The 23,558-nt window shown below is 65.7% G+C and carries 20 protein-coding genes; 9 read left to right on the top strand and 11 right to left on the bottom strand.

What is annotated here, in order from left to right:
- Nucleotides 1–56: 56 nt before the first annotated feature.
- A complete protein-coding gene (locus IVA93_RS05960) occupies nt 57–497 on the bottom strand; it encodes a hypothetical protein (RefSeq protein WP_247789709.1) in 441 nt (146 codons plus the stop codon).
- Between the two features lie 190 nt (nt 498–687).
- Entirely contained in the window at nt 688–3,024 is a 2,337-nt protein-coding gene (locus tag IVA93_RS05955) for a Tex family protein (protein WP_018453652.1), read from the bottom strand.
- 298 nt (nt 3,025–3,322) lie between these two features.
- Here IVA93_RS05955 and atzD point away from each other — a divergent pair, with 298 nt between their 5' ends.
- Entirely contained in the window at nt 3,323–4,435 is a 1,113-nt protein-coding gene (gene atzD / locus IVA93_RS05950; RefSeq protein ID WP_018453651.1) for a cyanuric acid amidohydrolase, read from the top strand.
- A 124-nt stretch (nt 4,436–4,559) separates the two neighbouring features.
- Entirely contained in the window at nt 4,560–6,029 is a 1,470-nt protein-coding gene (locus IVA93_RS05945; protein ID WP_018453649.1) for an amidase, read from the top strand.
- A 38-nt stretch (nt 6,030–6,067) separates the two neighbouring features.
- Here IVA93_RS05945 and IVA93_RS05940 read toward each other — a convergent pair whose 3' ends face one another.
- On the bottom strand, nt 6,068–6,388 hold the full coding sequence (locus tag IVA93_RS05940) for a hypothetical protein (protein ID WP_018453648.1): 321 nt from the start codon (nt 6,386–6,388) through the stop codon (nt 6,068–6,070).
- A 148-nt stretch (nt 6,389–6,536) separates the two neighbouring features.
- On the opposite strand from IVA93_RS05940, the gene IVA93_RS05935 reads away from it, so the two are divergent.
- Complete coding sequence (locus tag IVA93_RS05935) at nt 6,537–7,445, top strand: PaaI family thioesterase (protein ID WP_018453647.1); 909 nt, start codon at nt 6,537–6,539, stop codon at nt 7,443–7,445.
- 67 nt (nt 7,446–7,512) lie between these two features.
- On the top strand, nt 7,513–7,878 hold the full coding sequence (locus IVA93_RS05930) for a hypothetical protein (RefSeq protein WP_018453646.1): 366 nt from the start codon (nt 7,513–7,515) through the stop codon (nt 7,876–7,878).
- Here the strand turns inward: IVA93_RS05930 and poxB are convergent.
- The 3 genes from poxB to IVA93_RS05915 all read right to left on the bottom strand — a co-directional run bounded on the left by poxB (nt 7,875) and on the right by IVA93_RS05915 (nt 11,252).
- Nucleotides 7,875–9,611: a ubiquinone-dependent pyruvate dehydrogenase gene (poxB, locus tag IVA93_RS05925; RefSeq protein ID WP_247371595.1), complete on the bottom strand. Its 1,737-nt coding sequence runs from the start codon at nt 9,609–9,611 to the stop codon at nt 7,875–7,877. The two genes, IVA93_RS05930 and poxB, sit on opposite strands and share 4 nt — an antisense overlap.
- An 80-nt stretch (nt 9,612–9,691) precedes the next feature.
- The gene (locus IVA93_RS05920) at nt 9,692–10,324 is read right to left on the bottom strand and encodes a 2-dehydro-3-deoxy-6-phosphogalactonate aldolase (RefSeq protein WP_018453644.1); all 633 of its coding nucleotides are present in this window, start codon (nt 10,322–10,324) and stop codon (nt 9,692–9,694) included.
- Between the two features lie 13 nt (nt 10,325–10,337).
- Entirely contained in the window at nt 10,338–11,252 is a 915-nt protein-coding gene (locus IVA93_RS05915) for a 2-dehydro-3-deoxygalactonokinase (RefSeq protein WP_018453643.1), read from the bottom strand.
- A 239-nt stretch (nt 11,253–11,491) separates the two neighbouring features.
- Between IVA93_RS05915 and IVA93_RS05910 the strand changes: the two genes are divergently transcribed.
- Nucleotides 11,492–12,589 carry an LLM class flavin-dependent oxidoreductase gene (locus IVA93_RS05910; RefSeq protein ID WP_018453642.1) on the top strand — a complete coding sequence of 366 codons (1,098 nt, stop codon included), beginning with the start codon at nt 11,492–11,494 and terminating at the stop codon, nt 12,587–12,589.
- A gap of 57 nt (nt 12,590–12,646) precedes the next feature.
- Nucleotides 12,647–13,216: a flavin reductase family protein gene (locus IVA93_RS05905; protein WP_018453641.1), complete on the top strand. Its 570-nt coding sequence runs from the start codon at nt 12,647–12,649 to the stop codon at nt 13,214–13,216.
- 190 nt (nt 13,217–13,406) lie between these two features.
- Here the strand turns inward: IVA93_RS05905 and IVA93_RS05900 are convergent, their stop codons facing one another.
- The 4 genes from IVA93_RS05900 to IVA93_RS05885 all read right to left on the bottom strand — a co-directional run bounded on the left by IVA93_RS05900 (nt 13,407) and on the right by IVA93_RS05885 (nt 21,186).
- On the bottom strand, nt 13,407–15,284 hold the full coding sequence (locus IVA93_RS05900; protein ID WP_247540872.1) for a sigma-54-dependent Fis family transcriptional regulator: 1,878 nt from the start codon (nt 15,282–15,284) through the stop codon (nt 13,407–13,409).
- A gap of 109 nt (nt 15,285–15,393) precedes the next feature.
- Nucleotides 15,394–18,699: an acetyl-CoA carboxylase family protein gene (locus IVA93_RS05895; RefSeq protein WP_247540871.1), complete on the bottom strand. Its 3,306-nt coding sequence runs from the start codon at nt 18,697–18,699 to the stop codon at nt 15,394–15,396.
- Between the two features lie 126 nt (nt 18,700–18,825).
- On the bottom strand, nt 18,826–19,491 hold the full coding sequence (locus tag IVA93_RS05890) for an aspartate/glutamate racemase family protein (RefSeq protein ID WP_018453638.1): 666 nt from the start codon (nt 19,489–19,491) through the stop codon (nt 18,826–18,828).
- A gap of 12 nt (nt 19,492–19,503) precedes the next feature.
- On the bottom strand, nt 19,504–21,186 hold the full coding sequence (locus IVA93_RS05885) for a methyl-accepting chemotaxis protein (protein WP_018453637.1): 1,683 nt from the start codon (nt 21,184–21,186) through the stop codon (nt 19,504–19,506).
- Between the two features lie 440 nt (nt 21,187–21,626).
- Here IVA93_RS05885 and IVA93_RS05880 point away from each other — a divergent pair, with 440 nt between their 5' ends.
- Nucleotides 21,627–21,977, top strand: a complete 351-nt coding sequence (locus IVA93_RS05880) for a hypothetical protein (RefSeq protein WP_018453636.1) — start codon at nt 21,627–21,629, stop codon at nt 21,975–21,977.
- Between the two features lie 12 nt (nt 21,978–21,989).
- Entirely contained in the window at nt 21,990–22,463 is a 474-nt protein-coding gene (locus IVA93_RS05875) for a hypothetical protein (RefSeq protein WP_018453635.1), read from the top strand.
- 3 nt (nt 22,464–22,466) lie between these two features.
- Here IVA93_RS05875 and IVA93_RS05870 read toward each other — a convergent pair whose 3' ends face one another.
- Nucleotides 22,467–23,066, bottom strand: coding sequence for a TetR/AcrR family transcriptional regulator (locus IVA93_RS05870; RefSeq protein WP_094183489.1), 600 nt, complete (start codon nt 23,064–23,066; stop codon nt 22,467–22,469).
- A 110-nt stretch (nt 23,067–23,176) separates the two neighbouring features.
- On the opposite strand from IVA93_RS05870, the gene IVA93_RS05865 reads away from it, so the two are divergent.
- Nucleotides 23,177–23,554: a tautomerase family protein gene (locus tag IVA93_RS05865; RefSeq protein WP_026232569.1), complete on the top strand. Its 378-nt coding sequence runs from the start codon at nt 23,177–23,179 to the stop codon at nt 23,552–23,554.
- Nucleotides 23,555–23,558 lie beyond the last annotated feature (4 nt).

Here is a 23,558-nt window from a genome sequence, read left to right as displayed (position 1 = left end):
CGGGGCTGAGCGGAACCGTCCGATGACGATCGCGACAATGGTGCGGTACGGCGATGCTAGTACCAAGAGTCTCCGCACACATTGACCCATTGCCACCCATAGGGCGTCAAGCTCCTGCGCCAGCAGCCGTCATAGTAGCCGGCATAGATGAAAGGTGCTCCGAAGAAGAAGCGATGGTGGTGCCGGAAGAAGGCATGGCGGCCGATGAAGGGCCTGCCGTGCCAGCCGGAGCCAGCGAAGCGCGGCCCGATCGCCGCATGCGCGAAACGTGCACCGCCAGAGCCCGGGCCGCCGAAACGGGCGCCGCCCATGCCGCCGACGCGCATACCACCGAAGCCACCGGTGTGCATGCCGCCGCCACCGAAATGCCCACCACCGCCGAATCCGCCATGACCGCCACCGCCACCGCCACCGCCTCTGGCAAGCACCGGTGAAGCGAGCGCCATCACCGCTGCGATCGTCACCGCGGTGAGGCCTTTGAGAATCCTGTTGTCCATCGAAGCATCCTCCGTGCTGCGCGACAATATTCTGCCGCGCGAGGAGGATCAGATGAGAGGAAGGGACAGGCGCCTTCAACTTACAAACGCGCCAGATTCTGACGCGGAAGTTAGGGAGACGCTGCTCTCTCACTCCCTCGCCCCGTTCTTGCGGGAAGAGGGTGGGGTGAGAGCGGGGAGAGGTTAGAAGCTACGCCCGCTTGCCGCCGTTTTTCTCGGCCGCGCGGCGCAGCGCTTCGGCGAGCGCACCGCCGCCGGAAGACTCCTGCTGGCGCGGGGCCGACGACGTCATGCGGGACGGGTTACGTGAGCTGTTATCCCGCTGCATGCCGGGCGCGTCCTTCTTGGCGCCGACCTCGTCGTCGAGCCGTAGTGTCAACGAGATACGCTTGCGCGCGACCTCGAAGTCTAGCACCTTCACTTTGACGATGTCGCCGGGCTTCACCACTTCACGCGGATCCTTGATGTAGGTCTTGGACATCGCCGAGATGTGCACGAGGCCGTCCTGGTGCACGCCGATATCGACGAAGGCGCCGAACGCCGCGACGTTGGTTACGGTGCCCTCGAGGATCATGCCCTTCTTGAGGTGCTTGATCTCCTCGACGCCGTCCATGAACACAGCTGCCTTGAAGGCCGGACGCGGGTCGCGACCGGGCTTCTCGAGCTCGCGCAGGATGTCGGTGACGGTCGGCAGACCAAACGTCTCGTCCACGAAGTCTTTCGGCTTCAGCGTGCGAACGATGTCGCTGCTGCCGATCAGCGCCTTGATGTCGCTCTTGGTGGCGCTGAGAATCCGGCGCACCACCGGATAGGCTTCCGGATGCACACCGGAGGCGTCGAGCGGGTCCTCGCCGCCGAGGATGCGCAGGAAGCCCGCGCACTGCTCGAACGCCTTGGGGCCGAGCCGCGGCACGTCCTTCAACGCCTTGCGCGACTTGAACGGCCCGTTGGCGTCGCGGTGTGCCACGATGCTCGAGGCGAGGCCGGAGCCGACGCCCGACACGCGCGCGAGCAGCGGAGCGGACGCGGTGTTGACGTCGACGCCGACGGCGTTCACGCAGTCTTCGACCACGGCGTCGAGGGATTTGGCGAGCTTGGCCTGGCCGAGGTCGTGCTGGTACTGGCCGACGCCGATCGCCTTGGGTTCGATCTTGACGAGCTCGGCGAGCGGATCCTGGAGCCGCCGCGCGATTGACACCGCGCCGCGCAGGGTGACGTCGAGGCCCGGCAACTCCTCCGAGGCGAACGCCGAGGCCGAATAAACCGACGCGCCGGCTTCCGACACCACGATCTTGGTCATCTTCAAGTCGGGCAGGCCCTTGACGAGGTCGGCCGCGAGCTTGTCGGTCTCGCGCGAGGCGGTGCCGTTGCCGATCGCGATCAGCTCGACACGATGTTTCAGCGCGAGCTTGCCGAGGATCGCAAGCGCCTCGTTCCACTGCCGCTGCGGCTCGTGCGGATAGATCACGGCGGTATCCACCACCTTGCCGGTCGCGTCGGTGACGGCGACCTTGACCCCGGTGCGGAAGCCGGGATCGAGACCCATGGTGACGCGGGTGCCGGCGGGCGCCGCGAGCAGCAAGTCGCGCAGGTTCGAGGCGAACACGCGCACGGCCTCTGTCTCGGCCGCATTCCACAGCCGCATGCGCAGGTCGATGTTGAGATGCACCTGGATCTTGGTGCGCCAGGCCCAACGCACGGTATCGATCATCCAGCGGTCGCCGGCGCGCTTAAGGTCGGCGATGCCGAACCGCTTCATGATCTTCAGCTCATACACACTCGGCACGCCCGGGGGCGATGGTTCGGCCTCGGCCTGGATCTGGAGATCGAGGATTTCTTCTTTCTCGCCGCGGAACATTGCGAGGATTCGGTGCGAGGGCAGCTTCGTAAGCGGCTCGGAGAACTCGAAATAGTCGGCAAACTTTTCGCCCTCGGTTTTCTTGCCGTCGCGCACCTTGGAGGTCATGCGCGCATTGGTCCACACCTCCTCGCGAAGCGCACCGATCAGGTCGGCGTCTTCGTCGAAACGCTCGACCAGGATGGCGCGGGCGCCGTCGAGTGCCGCAGCGGCATCGGCAACGCCCTTCTCGGCATTGACGAAGGCTTCGGCGACCACCTTCGGATCGTTGGTGGGCTCGGCCATGAGCTGATTGGCGAGCGGCTCGAGGCCGGCTTCCTTGGCGATCTCGGCCTTGGTGCGGCGCTTCGGCTTGAACGGCAGATAGATGTCTTCGAGGCGCGCCTTGCTGTCGGCGGCGAGAATGGAGGCTTCCAGCGCCGCATCGAGCTTGCCCTGCTCGCGGACCGATTCGAGGATGGCCTTGCGGCGATCCTCGAGCTCGCGCAGGTAACCCAGGCGCTCCTCCAGCGTGCGCAATTGTGCGTCGTCGAGCGCACCGGTCGCTTCCTTCCGGTAGCGGGCGATGAAGGGAACCGTGGCGCCGCCGTCGAGCAGCGCCACTGTCGCCTCGACCTGCTCCGCCCGAACCCCAAGCTCCTGCGCAATTTTCTGGTTGATATTTACCACGCGAGAACCCCTCTATCCAAGCACGCATCGCGGAGGCGAACCACCGGCTGCGGGACGCCGCTTATGGACCAATCAGGGTTGATTCATCAAGGTGCGGCGGACGACCGTCGACAAGGGATTTTTTGTCGAAGCGATGCGATCTCGCCACAATCGTGGGTGCTACGCAGACGGCGCACGTCCTGCTGTCGTCCTGGCTTTCGCCAGGACGACGACGGGGATTGCCTCGACACCTTGACAGGCGCCCCGGTTCAGCGGCTGTTTTGTCCGCCGGACTCCTGAACTTCATGTGAGGATTATAATGCGGACGACATCGGTCGGCGTCTTCAAGGTCGCCACCAGAGGCCCCGGCGACGTCTCCGGATTGATGAGCATGATCGGCTCCGGCGCGATCGATCCGGCATCCATCCTGGCGATCCTCGGCAAGACCGAAGGCAACGGCGGCGTCAACGACTTTACGCGGGAATATGCCGTTGCCGCGCTGTGCACGGCGCTGGCGCCGCAGCTCGGGCTGTCGCCGCAGGAGGTCGAGCAACGCATCGCTTTCGTGATGTCGGGCGGCACCGAGGGCGTGCTCAGCCCGCACATCACCGTGTTCACGCGCCAGGACATTCTACAGCGCCCGCCAGGCATCTCCGGCAAGCGCCTGAGCATCGGCATGGCGCACACGCGGGATTTTCTCCCTGAAGAGCTCGGCCGCTCCGCTCAGATCACGGAGACAGCCAAGGCCGTGAAGGCCGCGATGGCGGATGCCGGCATCGCCGATCCCACCGACGTCCACTTCGTGCAGATCAAATGCCCGCTGCTCACCAGCGAGCGCGTCGAAGCGGCGAATGCGCGCGGTCACAAGACAGCGACGACCAGCGCCTACAGTTCGATGGCCTATTCGCGCGGCGCTTCCGCGCTCGGCGTTGCGGTCGCGCTCGGCGAGATCGCATGTGACATACACGACGAGGACGTGCTGCGGCGCTACGATCTGTTTTCGAACGTCGCCTCGACGTCGTCCGGGATCGAGCTGATGCACAACGTCGTCATCGTGCTCGGCAATTCGATGTCCTCGACGAGCGAATTGAAGATCGGACATGCCGTGATGAGCGATGCGATCGACGCCGCCGCGGTGCTTGCGGCGCTGGAGAGCGTTGGGCTCCGTGCCGGGCAACAGACGACGACCGGCAGCAAGCTTGTCAACATCTTCGCCAAGGCCGAGGCCTCCCCTGATGGCAGCGTGCGCGGCTTCCGCCACACCATGCTGGAAGATACCGATATCAGCTCGACACGCCACGCCCGGGCTGCCGTTGGCGGCCTGATTGCCGGCCTCGCCGGCACCGGTGCGGTCTACGTCTCCGGCGGCGCCGAGCATCAGGGCCCAGCCGGCGGCGGGCCGGTCGCGGTGATCGCAAAGTTCTCCAATTGATGCGCGCGCATGCAATTCGGGATTACCTCTCCATCCGGCGCAACCCTGCCCTTCGCGCCGCTCAGTTGATTAAAGTGTTCCTGTGCGAAACTAAGATGGCGGCGCACGAAGAGGTTTGGATCGCATGACTTTCCCGATGAGCTGGAACGAATGGGCGCAGCACGATGGCGTGGGGCTGGCCGCGCGCGTCCGCAAGGGCGAGCTCACGGCAAAGGAGTTGGCGCGCCAGGCCGCCGCGGGCGTCGCCAAGGTCAATCCGGCACTGTCGGGCGTGGTCGAGCTGTTCGATGACGTGATCGCCGATCCGGCCAAGGACGGCGCCAATCTCGCCGGCCCGTTCGCAGGCCTGCCCTTCCTGGTGAAGGACCTCGGCCCGACCATGAAGGGCCGGCTCCAGGAGATGGGCTCGCTGTTAATGCGCGGCAATCGCGCCAGCGCCGACACGTTCCTGACCGGCAAATTCCGCCAGGCCGGACTGAACCTGATCGGACGCACCACGACACCGGAGTTCGGCGTCTGCAGCTCGGCCGACAATCCGGCCGTCTATGTCACGCGCAATCCCTGGGACACCGACTACACCACCTGCGGCTCGTCGGCCGGCAGCGCCGCAATGGTCGCGGCCGGCGTGGTGCCGATCGCACACGCGACTGACGGCGGCGGCTCGATCCGCATTCCCGCCGGCGTCAACGGCAATATCGGCTTGAAAGTCTCGCGCGGCGTGTTCTCGCTCGCACCGCACATGTCCGATCTCACCGGCCTCGTCTCGATCCAGGGCTGCCAGTCGCGCTCGGTGCGCGACACCGCCGCCTTCGTCGATCATGCAAGGGGAGCGGCGCCCGGCGAATTCATGCCGTTCTGGACCACAGCGCAGCCCTATTCCGAGATGATCAAGCGCGATCCGTCAAAGCTTCGTATCGCGCTGTCGCACACCTGGGGCGACTACACCGCGACGCCCGAGATCGCGGCCGAGCTGGCGAAGGCCGGCCGCTTCCTCGAAGGCCTCGGCCATCACGTCGACTACGCCCTGCCCGAACTCGACTTCCGCGCCGCGTTCGAGGCGCAGACCACCTGCTACATCTCGAATTTTGCCGTGGTGATCTCCAACATGCTCGCCGCGCGCGGACTGGAACGGCCGCCGGAAGATCTCATCGAACCCATGAATATCCGGATCTGGGAAGCCGGCCGGCATACGAGCTTCGCCGAGCGGGCGAAGATGCAAGGCGTGTTCAACACGACCTCGCGCGCCTTCGGCGCCTTCTTCGAGCAGTGGGACGTGATCCTGACCCCGGTCACGGCGCTGCCGACGCCGAAGGTCGGCACCCGGGAATATCTCACCATCTCCGACAACCCCGACGTGCTCGACTGGTTCGGCAATCTTTGGCGCTTCTTCGCCTTCACGCCGCTCGCCAATCTCTGCGGCATGCCGGCGATCTCGATGCCGATGGCCACGCAGGACCACGGCCTGCCGCTCGGCATCCAGGCGATTGCGAAACAGGCCAATGACGGCCTCCTGCTGCAACTCGCCGCCCAGATCGAGCGCGCGCTCGACGGCAAGTGGAACGACGGCAGGAAGCCGAAGGTGCATGTGAGCTGAGCGAGTTGATCGCATTAACTTGCGATCCGCGAACGGCCTCAGTTCTTCACCGAGGGAATTTCCTCCGACCGGGGCTGCTGCTGGCCCTGCTGGTACATTGCCAGCGCCTTTTCGAGCGCTTCGCGCAGAGCCAGCGCCGCGGCCACGCTGCAACGCAGATGCGCGGTCTGGACCACGTCAACCCTGACGGCGGCGCCGACCGGCATCAGAAGGTTCGCCGCAAGCTCGATTTGAATCGCGCCGTTGTGGTGGCCGAAGCAGGATGCACCGTCGAAATAGATGATCGGCGCCCGCTCCGAGCTCGATGTCGAAATGATGACGGGCCCCTGGCTGGTGGCGGGCGTTTCGGGATCGGCCATGGGCACTCCTTACGGCTGGTCGAACGAATGAGGCGCCCACCATCGTTGCTTCGGCCCGCCCTGTCGAGGCCAAACCGCCCCCGGCACCCGCCGTGGGACGCGCATCCGGGGTTTTGCGCCGCGCCCGCCACTGGTCTAGAACGTCCTCATGTCCAGCTCACCGACCACACTTTCGTTCGAGGACCTCGCCGAGGCGATCAAGGGTCGCCGCTCCGATTACGGCCAGATCAGCGGGCTCCAGCTCGACCGCTTCGCACCGCGCGAAGCCTGGTCCAGCCTGCCCTACCGGCCGGTCTTTGTCGGTGACACCGAGACCGGCGTCCTGCATGGCGGGGTCGTCACCGCGATGCTGGACGAGAGTTGCGGCATGGCCGTGCAACTCGCGTTGGACGGCACAAGCGCGATCGCGACGCTCGATCTGCGCATCGACTATCAGAAGCCGGCAACGCCGGGCCTCGACATCAAGGCGCATTCGGTCTGCTACCGCACCACGCGATCGATCGCCTTCGTGCGCTCCACCGCCTATCAGGAGTCCGAGGACGATCCGGTCGCAACCGCGACAGCATGTTTCATGATCGGCGCCAACCGCACCAACATGCTCGCGGACCGCAGGATGGACTCGCGCAACATTCCGACGCTGGAGACGCCGGACGATCCGGAAGGCCCGTTCGCCAACAGTCCGTTCGCGCGCTGCCTCGGCATTCGCGTCAACGACGACGGCACACTGACGATGCCGTTCTCGCCAAAGATCATCGGCAACCCGATTCTGCCTGCGATCCATGGCGGCATGACCGGCGCGTTTCTCGAAACCACCGCGATCTTCGGAGTGGCCCGTGAACTCGGCGCCACCGCACTGCCCAAGCCGATCGGACTGACCGTCAACTATCTGCGCTCCGGCCGCGCGCTCGACACGTTCGCCAACGTCTCGATCGTGAAACAGGGCCGGCGCATCGTCGCCTTCGAGGCACGGGCCTGGCAGGACGATGCGAACAAGCCGATCGCCACGGCCTTTGGCCATTTCATGCTGCGGCCGACGCCCGGAAACGACGAGGAATAGGCGCATTTTCCCTTGACGGCCAAGGTCTGGGCCACAACGATAGCATGTTCCCGCGAGAGGTATTGGGTTGCGGCATCCGCTCGACATCATCGCCATGTTCGCCGCGCTCTGGCTGCTGGCCGCGATGGTGCTCGACGCGCTGACGCCGAAGGAGCTGACGACGGTGATGATTGGCATCGCCATCGGACCCGCCGTCGTCATCACAGCCGTGTTCTACTATCTGCGCTGCCCGCGCACCGATTTCGCCGTGATGTTCGCCGCGCTCTGGCTGATCTCCGACATCGGCATTGCGTTCATCTCGCCGGCGCAGCTGCCGCATTTCGTGATCGCGCTCGGCTTCGTACCGGCGCTGCTGATCGGCATCGTGCTGCACTGGCAACGCTTCCAGCGCCGCCATGAGCGGCTGCCCGTGCCGTCGGTCAAGCGGGGTTAGCGCGGCAGCAAATTGGTCTTGGCGAGATCGACGACCTCGTCGCCGCGTCCGTTCATCACGGCGCGCAAGACCCAGAGGCTGAAGCCCTTGATCTGTTCGGGCGTGATGGTCGGCGGCATCGACAGCTCCTGCTTGGCGGTGACCACATCGAGCAGCGCCGGTCCGTTGTGAGCCAGCATGTCCTTCACCGCGCCCGGGAGCTCGCCGGGATCCTCGACCCGCCTTGCGAAGATACCCATCGCGCGCGCCATCGCCGCGAAGTCCGGATTCTCCAGATCGACATTGGTGTCGACGAAACCGGCCGCCTTCATCTCCAGTGCGACGAAGCCGAGCACGCCGTTGTTGAAGATGACCACCTTCACCGGCAGCTTCATCTGCGTCAGCGTGATCAGATCGCCCATCAGCATGGTGAAGCCGCCGTCGCCGGAGAGCGAGATCACCTGGCGGCCGGGCTGCGCGGCCTGCGCGCCGATCGCCTGCGGCATGGCGTTGGCCATCGAGCCGTGCACGAACGAGCCGATCAGCCGGCGGCGTCCGTTCATCTCGAGATAGCGCGCGGCCCACACCGTCGGCGTGCCGACATCGGCGGTGAACACCGCATCATCGCTCGCATGGTCGCTGATGACCTTTGCCAGGTATTGCGGATGGATTGGTTTGCTGCCCGGCGTGCCCTTGGCGAGCGAGTCGAGGCCTTCGCGCGCCTTCTTGTAATGCGCGATCGCATCGTCGAGGTGCTTGCGCTGCGTCTTGGATTTCAGAAGCGGCAGCAGCGCCTCGAGGGTGAGCTTGACGTCGCCGACGAGGCCGAGATCGATCTTGCAGCGGCGCCCGAGATTTTCCGGACGGATGTCGATCTGCGCGATCTTGGCATCGGTCGGGAAGAACTGCTTGTAGGGAAAATCGGTCCCGAGCATCACCAGCGCGTCGCAGGCGTGCATGGCAGCATAGCCGGAGGAGAAGCCGATGAAGCCGGTCATGCCGACGTCGTAGGGATTGTCGTATTCGACATGCTCCTTTCCGCCCAGCGCATGCACGATCGGGCTCTTCAAGGCTTCCGCAAGCTGCATCAGCGGCGCATGCGCGCCGGTGCAGCCGCGACCGCAAAACAGGGTGATGCGCTCGGCGCCGTTCAAGAGGTCCGCGAGTGCCTTCAGTTCATCGGCCTGCGGCATAACCTTCGGCGCCGACAGCGCAAGGCCACGCGCCGTCGACAGCGCGCGCTTGGGTGGGCTGCGGAACGCGACGTCGCCCGGCATGGCGACAACGGCGACGCCGCGCATGCCGACCGCCGCGCGGATCGCGTTTTCCAGCACGTAGGGAAGCTGACTCGGATCCGAGACCAGCTCGCAATAATGGCTGCACTCGCGGAACAGGTTTTGCGGATGCGTCTCCTGGAAATAGCCGCTGCCGATCTCGGCGGTCGGAATTTGCGCGGCGATCGCCAGCACGGGAACGCGGCTGCGATGGGCGTCGAACAGGCCGTTGATCAGATGCAGATTGCCGGGACCACACGAGCCCGCGCACACCGCAAGGCTGCCCGTCATTTCCGCTTCCCCGGAGGCGGCGAAGGCCGCGACCTCCTCGTGCCGGACATGGATCCATTTGATCGTGCCGCGCCGCCGCAGCGCTTCGGTCAGCGCATTCAGACTGTCGCCGACGATGCCGTAGATGCGCTTGACGCCAGCCTGTTCGAGCGTTGCCACGAACAGATCGGCTACATTGTTGATTGCCATGTCGGTCTCCTGATCTCGCCTCTGCGGCAAGATAGGATAACGCGCAACCGTGACGGCATCACGGCTTGTTTATTGCTGCTTCAGTCTTTTGCAATCGCCCGATCGTAGGCCGCGATCGTCAATTTTGCGCGAGCGGCAACGTCCGTTACCGTCATGCCGGGCTTGTAGAGGTTGGAGCCCAGCCCGAACGCCGTCACGCCACCCTCGATGTACTCCGCGAAATTCTGGTCGGAGACGCCGCCGACGGCGGCGATCATCACGCCGGCCGGCAGCACGGCGCGGATCGCGGCGATGCCGGACGCGCCGAGCACGCTTGCCGGAAAGAACTTCAGGCCAGAGGCGCCGGAGCGCGCGGCCAGCAGCGCCTCGGTCGGCGAAAACACGCCCGGCAACGTGACCATGGCGTATTGGTGCGCACGCGTGAGCACCTGCGTATCGACATTCGGCGAGACCATCAGCTTGCCGCCGACATCGTTGAGCCGATCGACATCCGCTGTGGTCAGCACCGTGCCGGCGCCGATCAGCACGCCGGCCGGCGCGAGCTTGACGGCGGTGGCGATGGAGCGGAACGGATCGGGCGAGTTTAGCGGGATCTCGATCGCGGTCATGCCGGCCTCGATCAGCACGCCGACGATGGCCTGCGTTTCCTCGGGCTTCACGCCGCGCAGGATCGCAAGCAGTGGCCGCTTCATCGCCGGAAAGGGAACGCACATTTCAACAGTCCTCTCATTTCGTCCAGATCGCGGCAGCCGCCATCGACAGACCGCGGCGGACCGCTTCATCGGCATCGACGGGGTTCACGGTGACCGACAACGCATCGAAAGCCAACGTGTACAGCATCGCGAGCCGCCCCGAGGCAATCAACGTAATGCCTGCTTTCGGCACGGCGCCGGAGAGCCCGGCGGCCAGCTCGATGCCGATCAAAGTGCCCGACAGCGTTTCGCGCGCCGCGGCCGGTGTGCTCCCGAACAGAAGCTGACGCGAGCGCGCGCCGAACAGAAAATTGGCCGCGAACGACGGCGCCTCATACGCAGCTCTCACCGCCGCCTTGAAGCTCGCGACGTCCTCGGCGTCTTCGGCGCCTGCGACCGCAAGCGACAAGATCGTCTCGCGCGACACAACGCTGAAGAGCTCGCCGGTCATGAAGGTGGAGAAATGCGCGATCGTATCGTCCTTCAGGCGTACCCATTTCGAATGCGTGCCGGGCATGCAGACCAGCGCCTCACCTGCGGCATCGAGACCAAGCGCGCCGAGCAGCTGCGTCTCCTCGCCGCGCATCACGTCCGGCGCTCTTGTATCGCGCTGCGCGATACCCGGCAGGATGCGGATATCGCGTGCTTCGCCCGGCACGTGCGCGGCCTGCTCCAGGACGGCCGCGAGCGGCGCGGGTGTATCGACATATCCGGCTTCGACCCAGCCCGTCTTGGCGCCGGCCATGCCGCAGACCAGAACCGGCAGATGAGCTGGTGCTTCGACGGCGGCAAGATGGGATTGCAGCACGGCCGCGAAGCCGGTCTTTGCCGCCGCCAGCATGCCCTCGCCGCTGCGGCGTTCGGCCAGCACTACGCCGGTACGATCGATCAACCAGAGCCGGAAGCTGCTGGTGCCCCAGTCCACCGCGACGTAAGCGGGTTCGGTCATCTCGGTTCTCGTCCTCGTCTCACCGGCAAGACGCCGTCTCGCGACAATGAGACGACGGCCCGCAAATTCGCCACGGGATATCGGCTATTGCCGCCGCAAACCAGCGTTTTCTCGCGGGACTGAGCCGCTGTAGCGCTGGCACACCGCTTGCGGAGCGGTGGCACACCGCTTGCTCAAGCAACCCTGCTCACGTCCGTGAACCGCGCAATAAGACGCGTCAACATCAGATGAGGAAACCCATGGAGATCGGCTATTTCACGATGCCTTCGCACCCGCCGGAGTGCGGCCTGAAGGAAGGGAACGACTGGGACCTGCAGGTCATGCGCTGGCTCGACGAGCTCGGCTATCAGGAGGCCTGGGTCGGCGAGCACCATACCGCGCCCTGGGAACCCAATCCCACGCCCGATCTGCTGATCGCGCAGGCGCTGATGCAGACCAAGAATATCCGTATCGGGCCGGGCGGCTTCCTGCTGCCCTATCACCACCCGGCCGAGCTCGCCAACCGCGTCGCCATGCTCGATCACCTCTCGGGAGGTCGGCTCAATTTCGGCGTCGCGGCGAGCGGCCTGCCGAGCGACTGGGCCATGTTCAATGTCGACGGCATGAGCGGACAGAACCGCGACATGACGCGCGAGGCGCTGGAGATCATTCTGAAGATGTGGAGCGATCCCGCGCCCTGGACCTACAAGGGCAAATTCTGGACGGTGACCAAGCCGGACACGATGTTCGACTTCTTGAAACCCCACATCAAGCCGTTGCAGACGCCGCACCCGCCGATCGGCGTCGCTGGGCTCTCGAAGAACTCGGACACGCTGAAGCTCGCCGGCGAGCGCGGCTTCATTCCAATGAGCCTCAACCTGAACCCGGCCTATGTCGGCAGTCATTGGGATTCGGTTGTAGCCGGTGCCGCCAAGACCGGGCGCAAGCCGGACCGGGCCGATTGGCGGCTGGTGCGCGAGGTGTTCGTCGCCGATACCGACGAGGAAGCGTGGCGGCTCTCGACCGGCGACATGATGGGCCGGATGATGGGCGAGTACTTCCTGCCGCTGCTCGGCCATTTCGGCTTCAAGGACTATCTGAAGCACGCGCCCGACGTGCCCGATAGCGACGTCACCGTCGAATATTGCGCCAAGCGGAACTGGATCGTCGGCTCGCCAGCGACCGTCGCCGAGAAAATCGAGAAGATCTACGAGGAGGTCGGCGGCTTCGGCGTGCTGCTGGTGTTCGGCTTCGACTACAAGCACAAGGCTGAAGCCTGGCATCACTCGCTGTCGCTGCTGAAGAACGAGGTGATGCCGCGCCTGAAGCATCTCGGCTCCGCGAAGAAGGCGGCTTGACCCGACGCGGGTGCAGCGCGATCGTGCCGCACCCGCATCCATTTCGGAGATTTCCGCGTGACGGTGGACGCCAGTGCTTTCGACGCTAAGGATTTCAAGCAGGCGATGCGCCAGTGCGCCGGCGCGGTCGCGCTGGTGACGGTCGGCGCCGAGCACGGCAAGCGCACGGGGCTGACGGTGACCTCGGCCTGCTCACTGTCGGACTCGCCACCATCCCTGATCGTGTGCGTCAACCGCAACGCCAGTGCGCACGCGCGCATCCGCGAGGAAGGCGCGTTCGCGATCAACTTCCTGCACGAGGACCACGCCCTCCTGGCGCTTACCTTCAGTGGCCAGAAGGGCGTCAATGGCGACGACCGTTTTGCGTTCGGGGAATGGACGCGCGGGGTGACCGGCGCGCCGGTGCTGACGGACGCAGTCGCTGCGTTCGACTGCGTGCTGGCGCAGGAATTCGAGACCACGACGCATTCGATCTTCGTCGGTGAGGTGCGCGGCGCATCGCATTCCGACGGCGCGGCGCCGCTCGTGTATCTGCGCAGCAGCTTCCACGCCCCGCGCGAAATCCGCGGCACCGTGACAGTCGGCGACCTCGACTCGCGACATCTGAGCTGGAGCGATTTTTCGTAGAGAGCGCCAGCAGGCTCGCTGCCGCTCCCGTCTCCCCTTGCGGGAGAAGGTGGCGCGAAGCCCCGGATGAGGGGTATCTCTCCGCGGACTCAGAAGCAAGAGAGTCAAGTGCGGAGAGATACCCCTCGCCCGTCTCGCCGCGTTCGCGGCGAGCCGCCCTCTCCCGCAAGGGGAGAGGGAAGAAAGATCGCTACTGCGTCGTCTCGATCTTCAACTGCTTGATCTTGCGATACAGCGTGGCGCGGCTCAGCTTCAGCGCGCGCGCTGTTTCCGTCACGCGGCCGCCATGCTTGCGCAAGGCTTCGACGATCGCCGCGCGCTCCGCCGCTGCGAGATCCGGCTCCGCCCTTCCACCAAACGGCGGCAGATCGAGGTCGGCATCGGTGATGACGTCGTCCTCCGCCGTGCAGCCGGCGAGCCGCAGCACATGCCGAAGCTGGCGCATGTTGCCGGGATAGGGATAGGCCGCGAGCCGCGCCCAGGCCTGGTCCGAGAGCGAGCAATTCGGCGCCTCCTCGTGAGCGATCTGGCGGATGACGTCGTCGCGGTCGGCGCGCTCGCGCAAGGCCGGCAGCCGCACCTCCATGCCGCGCAGACGGAAATAGAGGTCGGTGCGGAAGGCGCCCTCCTCGGCCATGCGGCCGAGATCGCGATGGGTGGCGCTGATCAGGCGAATGTCGACCGGCACGGGCTTCAGCGCGCCGAGCGGCCAGACTTCGCGGTTCTCCAGCACCCGTAGCAGCCGCGTCTGCAGCGCGATCGGCATGTCGCCGATCTCGTCGAGGAACAGCGTGCCGCCGTCTGCCTGCACGATCAGGCCCTTCGAACCGTCGCGGCGTGCGCCGGTGAAGGCGCCGGCCTCGTAGCCGAACAGCTCGGCATCGATCAGGCTTTCCGGCATCGCCGCGCAGTTAAGCGCGACATAGTTGTGGCGTGCGCGATTGCCGGCTGCGTGAATGGCACGGGCGAACACATCCTTGCCGACGCCGGTCTCGCCATGCAGCAGCACCGGCAGATTGCGATCGCCGATGCTTCTAAGTCGCTTCACGCTCCTGATCAGGCTGGGATCGCGTCCGGCGAGCCGCTGCAGCGCATCGAAGCGATCGACCGGTGCATCGCGGCGCGGCGCGAGCGGACGGGTCGAGGCCCTCGCCCGCAGCGGCGGCGCGACATGGCCGTGCCCTAGTGAACTGCCATCGGCCCGGCGCAGCTCGACGAGATCGTCTGCGTCGCGCGCGGCGGGATGGTCGAATTTGACATAGCGCGACAGATCGATGCCGGCTGCGATCAAGCCGTCGGTGAGACCCAGCAGTGCGCGCGCCGAACGGCAGGCGCCGACGATGCGGCGATCGTCGTCATAGGCGAGCAGGCCGCTGCCGCCGTCGCCCGGCACGGTCGCGATCCAGGCGTTGCGGAAATGACTGCGGAAGATCGCGCCCTCCATGCGCCGCGTTGCCTCCATCGTCACCGCGAGCGCAAGCTGATGCGCGGTGCGTTCGAGGTCCTCGCGGCAGGAGGTGATGTTCACGGCGCCTGCGAGCCGTCCCGCCTGGTCAAACAGCGGCGTCACGGCGCAGGAAAACATGTGCCACTGCGCGCGAAAATGCTCGTCGCGATGCACCAGGATCGGCTTCTGCTCGGCGAGCGCGGTGCCGAGCCCATTGGTGCCTTCGGAGGCCTCGGAAAAATTCGAGCCTGTGTAGATCTTCCAGTCCATGAATAGTCGTGCGTCGGCCTCGCCGGGCAGGCGGCTGAACAGCATGGTTGCGTTCACGTCTGCCAGGTTGACGCAATAACCGGCACCGCGCAGTACCCGGGCGAGGTCGTCGAGCTCCGGTGTTGCAAGCCGGATCGTCTCCTCCATGGGTTCGGCGACGTGACGGATCTCGGCTTCGGTGAGCGTCTGCGGCGGCCCCTGACGGCCGGGATCGAGCTTGTGGCTGACCAGGCAGCGCCGCCAGGAATTGGCAATGCGCGAAGAGGCATCGACGTCGGCCAAGCGGTCTGTAACCTGATTGGCGACGGACAAGACACGGGCGACATGGTTCGAGGCCGAAAGGCTGGCCATCGCGGACGTCTCCACCCTGCATTATTGTGCAAAGTCTGGCACCGCAGGCGGGGATGTCAATCGGGAACCGGGAACGCGGCGAAGCGCAATCAGAATTGCTGCACCGCCCTCACCACGTATCAATACAGGGCCGCTTCTTCCCAGTCCGCGCCGGCGGCTTCGGCACCGAGCGCAGGCCCGCCATGATCCAGCGCCTGGTCTCGGCGGGGTCGATGACGTTGTCGATCTCGAACACGGAGGCCATCGAGACCGCCTTGCCGTTGGCATAGAGCTCGGCGACCTTGTTGCGATAGTAAGTCTCGCGCTCGACGGGGTCGGCGATCGCCTCCATCTCCTTGCGGAAGCCGAGGCGGACGTAACCCTCCAGGCCCATGCCGCCGAACTCGCCGGTCGGCCACGCCGCGGTGAAGAATGAGGCGTGGAAGCCACCGCCAATCATCGACTGTGCACCCAGCCCATAGCCCTTGCGCAGCACGATGCCGAACAACGGCACAGTCAGGCTCGCGCCTGTCACGAACATGCGCGAGACGTGACGCACGATCGCCGTCTTCTCGGCTTCCGGGCCGACCATGAAGCCGGGCGTGTCGCACAGCGAGACGATCGGCAGATCGAAGGCGTCGCAGAGCTGGAGGAAGCGCGCGGCCTTGTCGCCGGCATCGGCGTCGATCGCGCCGCCGAGATGGCGCGGATTGTTGGCGATCAGGCCGAACGGTTTCCCTTCGATGCGAATCAACGCTGTGATCATGCCGACACCGTAGTCGCGGCGCAGCTCCAGCACGGCCTCCTTATCCGCGACGAGGTCGATCACGCTGCGGATGTCGTAGACGCGCAGTCGGTTCTCGGGGATCGCGCGGCGCAGCAGGCGCTGGTCGGCGGCCTGCCACTCCGTCACCGCGCCCTGGAAATAGGATAGGTATTTTTGCGCAACGGATGTTGCCTCCTCTTCGTCTTCGACGAGGATGTCGATCACGCCGTTCCGCGACTGGAACGTAACAGGACCGACCTCGGCCGGGTGATAGACGCCGAGCCCGCCGCCTTCGATCATCGCGGGGCCCCCCATGCCGATCGAGGCGTTCTTGGTCGCGATGATGACATCGCAGCAGCCGAGCATCGCGGCATTACCGGCGAAGCAATAGCCGGAGACGATGCCGATAACCGGCACCAGACCCGAGAGCCTTGCGAACTGCACGAAGGACGGACCATCAAGCCCGGTCATGCCGAGCCGGTCGGTATCGCCGGGCCGGCCGCCGCCGCCTTCGGCATAGAACACCAGCGGCACGCACCAGTCTTCCGCGAGCGTCAGCATGCGGTCGATCTTCTTGTGGTTCATGTGGCCTTGCGTGCCCGCGAGCACGGTGTAGTCGTAGGCCACGACGATGCAGCGCCCGCCTTCGGGACCGAACTTCTCGGCGTTCACGGTCGCGACGCCCATGACGAGGCCGTCGGCCGGCGTGTTCTTGACGAGATCGTCGAGCTTGCGGCGGCGCCGCTGCGCCGCAATCGCAAGGCTGCCGTACTCCATGAACGAGCCGTCGTCGACGAGCTGCGCGACATTCTCGCGCGCGGTGCGCTGATTGGTGTTGCGGCGGCGCTCGACCGAGGCAGGGCGATTTTCGTCGAGCGTGTTGGCCTGGCGGGCGATCAGTTCGGCGAGATCAGGACGGATGTGGTCGAGATCGACATCGGTTTCCGTTGCCGACGCGTCCGCCGCAACGTCGAGCGGCTCCAGATACATGATCGGCTCGCCATGCATCAGCGTGATACCGTCGCCGGCGAGTAGCTTCGTGACGCGGCCGCCCTGCTCGGCCATGACCAGATGTTCCATTTTCATGGATTCGATCACGGCGAGCTGCTGGCCCGGGCGCACGACCTCGCCTTCCTTCACCTGAATAGTGACAATGGTCCCCTGCAAGGGTGCCGCGACCATCACTGTGCCTTCGGGCACGGTCTGTGCCGTATGCGCCTCGGTGCCGGGACCGCCGTTTCGCTCCGTCGCTGCAAAATAAAGTGGTTTGGCCGCGCCATCCGCGGCTTCGACGAGCTTGCCCATGTTGCAATCGATGAAGTCGGTCGCGATGCGGTTGGACCTGAAGTCGGGATGCGCCAGCACCGCCTGGAGGAAGGCGATGTTGGTGATGACGCCGTCGATCCGAAACTCGCGCAAGGCGCGCGAAGCCTTGGCGACCACGTCGTGCCAGGCTTCACCGGGCGTATGCACGATGACCTTTGCCAGCAGCGAGTCGAAGGCGGCGCTGGTCTTGTAGCCGGCATACCCGAAACTATCGACGCGGACGCCGGGACCCGACGGCGGTTCGAACACGGCGAGCACGCCGCCGGTCGGGTGCGTCGCCCCCAGCTCGTCCAGCGTCTCCATGTTGACGCGCAACTGCATGGCATAGCCGCGCGGTTTCGGGATCGAGCCTTGCGCCAGGCCGATCGAGGCAAGCGAGGCGCCGGCAGCAACCGCGAGCTGGGCGCGGACGAGGTCGAGGCCGAGCACCTCTTCCGTCACGGTGTGCTCGACCTGAAGCCGCGGGTTGGCCTCGATGAAGGCAAAACTGTCTTCGGCGGCACCGTCGACCAGGAACTCGAACGTGCCGAGATTGTCGTACGACGCGGCCACGGCGAGTTGCTTCGCCGCCGCGATGATACGGCCACGCAAGCCGTCGCTGAGCGACGGGCTCGGCGCCACCTCGATCAGCTTCTGGTGTCGGCGCTGAATGGTGCATTCGCGCTCCCAGAGGTGGGAGATCGCGCCGTCGCGATCGCCGATGATCTGCACCTCGATATGGCGCGCCTGCCGGATCAACCGCTCGGCATAGACGCCGTCGAAGCCGAACGCGGCCTTGGCCTCGGACTGGCAGCGCGCATAGGCCTCCGCGAGATCGGCAGCGCGCTCGACCACGCGCATGCCGCGCCCGCCGCCGCCGGCCATTGCCTTGATCACGATCGCCGCGTTGCTGCCGAGCGAGGTGAAGAACGCCGCGATGTCCTCCAGCGAGGACGGCCCGCTGGTGCCGGCGATGATCGGGACGCCGCAGCGCTTTGCCAGTTGCCGTGCCGCCACCTTGTCGCCGAACAACTCGAGCGCCGCGGCCTGGGGCCCGACGAAGGCGATGCCTGCATCGGCGCAGGCCTTCGCGAACGCAGCGTTCTCGCTGAGGAAGCCGTAGCCGGGATGCACGGCGTCGCAGCCTGCGCTCTTCGCCGCCTTGACCACGGCCTCGATGTCGAGATAGGCCCGCGCGCCGCGACCGGGGATTTCGACGGCCTCGTCGGCAACCCGCACATGCAGCGACATCGCATCGTCCGCGGGATGGATAGCGACCGTCGCGATGCCGGAATCGGCGGCGGCGCGCGCGATGCGGATGGCGATCTCGCCGCGATTGGCGATCAGGAGCTTCTTGAACGACATGCAGCGTCTCCATGCCCGCGTGCCCAAGCGCGGGTCGGCAGGTGCCATGGTTCTGCTTCGTCACTTTAACCGAGGCCGTCAAGGGCAAGAACGCGGTCCCGACGACCGTTCCCGCGGGCCGGAATTTCAGTCGGTCGCGCGCGCCGTGATGAGGCGAATAATCCGCGCCACGGCAGACGGGATCGGCGCGATGATCGGCACGGTGAACATCGGCTGAAGCTCGCACGCAGCTTCGCCCAGCGGGCCGCCACCGATGATGACCGCCTCCGCGCCATCCTGTGCGATGCAGGCCTCGACCGCGCCGGCAAGCGCCGCACGCAATCGCGCCGGATCGCCCATCAGGTCTTGCGGATCGCCTTTGGCGAAGCGGGCGCCGGTATAACGCGATCGCAACCCCAGCGCGTCCGGCACGGCGTCGATCTTCGATTCCAGCAGCAGCGTCGTGGTCGCCACGCCGAAGCGACGGCCGTTCTGGGCGGCTGCCAGCATGGAGGACTGACCGATACCGACCGCGGGCCGTTTAACCGCGGCTTTGATCCCGGCCAACCCAGGATCGCCGAACGCCGCGACGATGATGCCGTCGCATGCATGCCGGTTCGACTGCGCGATCTCCAGAACTTCGATGGAAGCTGCATCCAGCGCATCCGGCGTCACGATCATTTGCGGCGCGCGCGTTGCGGTCGCGCCGTCGATGTCGAAGCCGTCCACGGCGGCCGACCTCGCGATGGCGACCATCATCTCAGTGGTCGCCACAGAACTGTTCGGATTGATCAGGAGAATGCGCGCGCTCATTCTCCTGCTATACTAGGCCGCCCGTACCCCCGCAACGAAAGCACTGACCTCGTCTTCCAGCGATTGCAGCTTCTGCGACAGCCGGCCGCTCGATTGCAGCACGAGGCCGGCGGCCTGGCCGGTCTCCGCCGTCGCGTCGGTCACACCCGAGATGTTCTGCGAAACCTGGTCGGTGCCGGAGGCGGCCTCCCGTACGCTGTGCGCGATCGCCGCCGTCGCGGCACCCTGCTCCTCGACGGCTGCGGCGATCGACGAGGAAATTTCGTTGACCTCCATGATGGTCTTGCGAATGCTGTCGATGTTGCCGACCACCTGGTTGGTCTCGGCCTGGATCGCCGATATCTGCGCGCCGATCTCGTCGGTCGCCTTCGCGGTCTGGCTCGCCAGCGACTTCACTTCGCTTGCCACCACTGCAAAACCCTTGCCGGCCTCGCCGGCGCGCGCCGCCTCGATGGTGGCGTTGAGCGCGAGCAGATTGGTCTGCGAGGCGATCTGGTTGATGAGGTCGATGACCTCGCCGATCTTGTGCGCGGCTGCAGCAAGTCCCTGCACGGTGTCGTTGGTGCGTTGACCGTCGGCGGCGGCCTTGTCGGCCACGCTTGCAGCCTGCGCGACGCGCTGGCTGATCTCGGCGATCGAGGACGACAGCTGCCCGGCGGCGGAGGCCACCGTCTGCACGTTGCTCGAGGCCTGCTGGCAGGCGGTGGCGACGAGGCTCGCACGGTCGGTCGCCTTGTCGGCGGTCTCGGACATGCCCTGCGCGGCCTGCTGCATCGCGCGCGCCTCCTTGAACACGTCGCGGACGACGGCTTGAACGTTCGCTTCGAACTTGCCGGCGAGGTCGGTCATCGTCTTGCGCTTCTCCTCGTCGGCCTTCTGCTTCGTCTCCTGCTGTTCGGCGTGCATGCGGCCGACCGCCGACGCATTGTCCTTGAACACGGCGAGCGCCTTGGCGAGCCCGCCTATCTCGTCGCGACGATCGGTATGGGGCACGTCGAACGCGCTGTCGCCGGCGGCGAGGCGGTCGGTCAGTGCCGTGATCTTCGCCAGCGGCCGGGTCACGCTGCGGCCGATCACGAAGGAGGCGCCGAGCACGAGCACGAACACGACCAGGCACACCAGGGCGAAGGTCATCGCATTCTGGCGGAAAACGGCGTCGACGTCGTCGAGATAGATCCCGGTGCCGATGATCCAGCCCCAGGGCGCAAAGCCCTTCACATAGGAGATTTTCCCGACCGGCTGGTCGAAGCCGGGCTTCGGCCAGAGGTAGCTGTAGAAGCCCGCGCCCTGCTTTTTGACGACGTCGACGAAGCCGACGAACAGCGCGTTGCCGGACGGATCCTTCATCCCGGAGAGATCCTTGCCGTCGAGTTCGGGCTTGATCGGATGCATGACCATCTTGGGGGTCATGTCGTTCAGCCAGAAATACTCGACCTTGTCGTAGCGCAGGCTCTTGATCTCCGCGATCGCGCCGGCCTGGGCCTGCTCGCGCGGGAGTTTTCCTTCGCTCTCGAGCTTCTGGTAGTGCGCCAGGATGCCGTAGCCGACGTCGACCAAGTGCTGCGTCTTGGCCTGACGATCGGCGATCATCTGCGCGCGCAAGGTCGAAAGCGCGATCGGCGCCAGCGCGATCATGCCAAGGAGGCTGATGCCGACAATCAGGACCAGCTTGAAACTGATGCGGGAGAAAAACATTGGTGCTCGCAAGATTTGGAAGGCTGATATGCCAGTTTATCCCGCGCCCCTTAGCAAAGCTTTAAGCATTCGGGTTCCCCCACCCCGCAAAACTCCATGCATCCTACCGGCATGCCGCAGACTGCTCGCAGGCTCGCGAGGCTGGCTGCATCCGAGATGCGAACTCTTCAAAACTAGAAGACCTCGACATCGCCCCTCCGAGCGTTGACTTGCAGGGGGCTCTGACGGAACGATCGGCGCAGATCATCGGCGCCAGCCGGGGCATGGGCGCAGCCGGAGGCCAGAGGCTCAATGCACCAATCGACATCGACAGGGTCTCTCGACCTTCCGGCGCTGAGCGCAGCGGAGCGGCTCTTCATTTGGGGATTTCGGGCCAAGGCGCGCAGCGGAAGCGCCGTTCCGACCGCGGCCGACATCCAGCAAGTGACGACCATTTTGGCGTGGGCGACGCCGTGCCTTCGCTGGAATCCATCATCGAGATCTTTGCCTGCACGGCGCATACGGCCATCGCGGTGCACTGCCCGACCTGCCCCCGCATGTCCGACAGCGAGCACAGCATGTTACGGGCGATCGCGGCCGCGCAGAAAGAGCGCGACGATATCGCGCGCGAGCAGTTCGAATGCTGGCTGCCGCCGGTCGGCGCCGATTGGGCTCTCGCACCCGTGCGGGGGCTTGCAACGATCTTCCGCATGGCGGGTCTCATCCTGCCCGACCGGCACGTTCCGTCTTTGGACCATGACCAGACGATGGCGATGAAGAGCTGGCTGGTCGGAAGCCCCACGTTGCACTGACCGGGATCGCGCATGATGCAGGATAGTTGCGGCTCTGTGCCTGTCACGGAAGCCGGCCAGGCGCGGCTCTGTCCGCTTCAGGCCGCGCTTGCGACGCGGCCTGACGTCGAGAGTTACGATGATTTTGGCCGCGTCACGCTCTCGCTGTTCCGGTTCATCGCTGCCGCCTATGCGACCGGCGCGTCCGATTGCTGGGAGGCGGCCTATCGCTTTGCCGACGAGGCGCCTGGCATCACCGACAGTCCGCTGCTGGTCGCACGCGTTGCCGCGCTGGTCAGAATCCTGCGCAGCGGCCGGCCTTGCCAATTGTGCTTCATGCCGCCATCGTGCCGGCGCCTGTCGAAGGACGAGGCGGAATTGATGCGGCTGCTGGCGGTCGCACGCGGCAAGCAGCCGGGCGAGCTCCAAACTGTCGTCTGCCAGTTCGTCGGCAACGAGAACGAGACCGTGACGACGCGGGCGGTCAACGCGCTCGCGGTCTGCTGACCCCTAGCCGCCCTTCCTGCCGAGCACGAGATCGATGGTGTGGGACGCGATCTTGCGCAGCTGGGGCTCGTCGCCGAAGGCACGTTCGAGCACGGCGAGGCCGCGCGTCACCGTGATGATGTGCAGCGCTGCGGACGCGGAATTGCCGTTGAATTCACCGCGCGCCGCACCCGCCGACAACGTCTCCTGAACCAGAACGGTGATGCGCGAGATGAGGTTCGCGAAGGCCTGCCGCGCCTCCTCGTCGAGCCCCTCGCCTTCGGCCGCGCCGAGCTCCATCAGCCCGCGCGTCGTCGGACATCCGCGCGGGGGCGTGCCGGCGCGGAAGTTGCTGATGGTCAGGTCGAAGAACGCGGTGAGGCGTTTTCGCAATGAGCCCGCACCCAGCGCCTTTTGCAGGGCGACGAGATAATCGCCCGCGTAGCGCTCGTAGGCCTGGAGGAACAGCGCCTCCTTGCTGCCGAAGGCGTTGTAGAGGCTACCGCGCTGGACACCGGCGTCGCGCGCGATATCCGACAGCGAGGTGCCGCGGACGCCCTTGCGCCAGAACTGGTCGAAGGCGATACGCAGGACATCGTCGTGGTCGAACTCGCGCGGCCTCAAGCTTTGCTCCTAGCAAGCATATTTGACACGATGTCAAAAACATGATTTCTTGACGCCGCGTCAAAAACAAACTGGGGCCGATGCGCCCTTTCGTCAATGAGGATTTCGCGATGCCTCTCCTCCACATTTCGATGCGCGCCGGAAAGCCGGAAGTCTACCGGCAGGCGATCCTCGACGGCCTCTACCGCGCCATGCGCGAAGCGCTGAACGTCCCTGAAGGCGACGAGTTCATGACCATCAGCGAGCTTTCGCCCGCGAACTTCCGCTGCGGCAATGCCTACGGCGTCACGCGCAGCGACGATGCCGTGCTGATCCAGATCACCGTGTTCGCCTCGCGCACCCCCGAGCAGAAGAAGGCCCTGTACCGGCGGATCGCGGACCTGCTCGGCGAAAAACCGGGCCTCCGCCCCGAGGACGTGTTCGTCAACGTCCTCGATGCGCCCGCGGAGAATTGGTCCGTTGGAAACGGCATCGCACAATTCGCCTGAAGCG

Source organism: Bradyrhizobium sp. 155 (assembly GCF_023101105.1).
GTDB classification, from domain to species: domain Bacteria; phylum Pseudomonadota; class Alphaproteobacteria; order Rhizobiales; family Xanthobacteraceae; genus Bradyrhizobium; species Bradyrhizobium canariense_D.
The sequence above is the reverse complement of the archived record's forward strand: the minus strand, read 5'-3'. Positions and strand labels throughout refer to the sequence as shown.

Excerpts from the sequence above, each read along its gene's own strand:
- IVA93_RS05960 (WP_247789709.1), bottom strand. The coding sequence starts at position 497 with ATGGACAACAGGATTCTCAAAGGCCTCACCGCGGTGACGATCGCAGCG.
- atzD (WP_018453651.1), top strand. The coding sequence starts at position 3,323 with ATGCGGACGACATCGGTCGGCGTCTTCAAGGTCGCCACCAGAGGCCCC.
- IVA93_RS05945 (WP_018453649.1), top strand. The coding sequence starts at position 4,560 with ATGACTTTCCCGATGAGCTGGAACGAATGGGCGCAGCACGATGGCGTG.
- IVA93_RS05940 (WP_018453648.1), bottom strand. The coding sequence starts at position 6,388 with ATGGCCGATCCCGAAACGCCCGCCACCAGCCAGGGGCCCGTCATCATT.
- IVA93_RS05935 (WP_018453647.1), top strand. The coding sequence starts at position 6,537 with ATGTCCAGCTCACCGACCACACTTTCGTTCGAGGACCTCGCCGAGGCG.
- poxB (WP_247371595.1), bottom strand. The coding sequence starts at position 9,611 with ATGGCAATCAACAATGTAGCCGATCTGTTCGTGGCAACGCTCGAACAG.
- IVA93_RS05920 (WP_018453644.1), bottom strand. The coding sequence starts at position 10,324 with ATGTGCGTTCCCTTTCCGGCGATGAAGCGGCCACTGCTTGCGATCCTG.
- IVA93_RS05915 (WP_018453643.1), bottom strand. The coding sequence starts at position 11,252 with ATGACCGAACCCGCTTACGTCGCGGTGGACTGGGGCACCAGCAGCTTC.
- IVA93_RS05910 (WP_018453642.1), top strand. The coding sequence starts at position 11,492 with ATGGAGATCGGCTATTTCACGATGCCTTCGCACCCGCCGGAGTGCGGC.
- IVA93_RS05900 (WP_247540872.1), bottom strand. The coding sequence starts at position 15,284 with ATGGCCAGCCTTTCGGCCTCGAACCATGTCGCCCGTGTCTTGTCCGTC.
- IVA93_RS05895 (WP_247540871.1), bottom strand. The coding sequence starts at position 18,699 with ATGTCGTTCAAGAAGCTCCTGATCGCCAATCGCGGCGAGATCGCCATC.
- IVA93_RS05890 (WP_018453638.1), bottom strand. The coding sequence starts at position 19,491 with ATGAGCGCGCGCATTCTCCTGATCAATCCGAACAGTTCTGTGGCGACC.
- IVA93_RS05885 (WP_018453637.1), bottom strand. The coding sequence starts at position 21,186 with ATGTTTTTCTCCCGCATCAGTTTCAAGCTGGTCCTGATTGTCGGCATC.
- IVA93_RS05875 (WP_018453635.1), top strand. The coding sequence starts at position 21,990 with ATGATGCAGGATAGTTGCGGCTCTGTGCCTGTCACGGAAGCCGGCCAG.
- IVA93_RS05865 (WP_026232569.1), top strand. The coding sequence starts at position 23,177 with ATGCCTCTCCTCCACATTTCGATGCGCGCCGGAAAGCCGGAAGTCTAC.